Origin of the sequence: Mesorhizobium sp. M7A.F.Ca.US.005.03.2.1 (genome assembly GCF_003997795.1) — a bacterium.
Lineage (GTDB): Bacteria > Pseudomonadota > Alphaproteobacteria > Rhizobiales > Rhizobiaceae > Mesorhizobium > Mesorhizobium ciceri.
The window spans coordinates 1-526 of the sequence record NZ_RZRP01001569.1 but is presented as its reverse complement, the minus strand read 5'-3'; the positions used below and the strand labels follow the sequence as shown (position 1 = coordinate 526).

Annotated in this window: 1 protein-coding gene and 1 pseudogene; both read left to right on the top strand. The window is 62.4% G+C overall.

The window, feature by feature from the left end:
- On the top strand, positions 1–181 hold a 181-nt coding region (locus EN991_RS39185; protein WP_164769812.1), incomplete at its 5' end, for a GNAT family N-acetyltransferase.
- A 175-nt stretch (positions 182–356) separates the two neighbouring features.
- Positions 357–526 (top strand): annotated as a pseudogene (locus tag EN991_RS41540) (PLP-dependent aminotransferase family protein); the annotation flags it as partial.

The window sequence follows — 526 nt, the reverse complement described above, 5'->3', positions numbered from 1 at the left end:
CGACCACAGGCGCTCAGACGGCATCGGCAGGCGGATGATCGAATGGGCGATCGACGCGTGCCGCGCGCGCGGCTGCGGCCTCGTTCAACTGACCACCGACAAAGGGCGGGCGGACGCGCATCGTTTTTACGAAAGCCTCGGCTTCACCGGCAGCCATCTCGGCTACAAGAAGAGCCTTTAGGCGGTCGGAAAACGCTGCAACACTTTTGTGGAACTGCTCGCGGCGTTCGAGCAGTGCGCCAGTGCTGGCGCATTCGGGAAACCGTTCAGGCACACTTCAATTCGCGGCCAAGAGGGGATATAGGTCAGTCAAGTTGACCTATATTGCAGCGTCGGGGAGGCGTGCCGTGACCCTTATGAACCTGTTGGCTTCGCGCTCGTCGCGCATGAAAGCGTCCGAAATCCGCGAGCTGCTGAAGCTGCTCGACCAGCCGGACATCATCTCGTTTGCCGGCGGTATTCCCGATCCGGCGCTGTTCCCAGCCGAGGCGATCCGCGACGCCTATGCCGATGTGCTGGGTGGCGC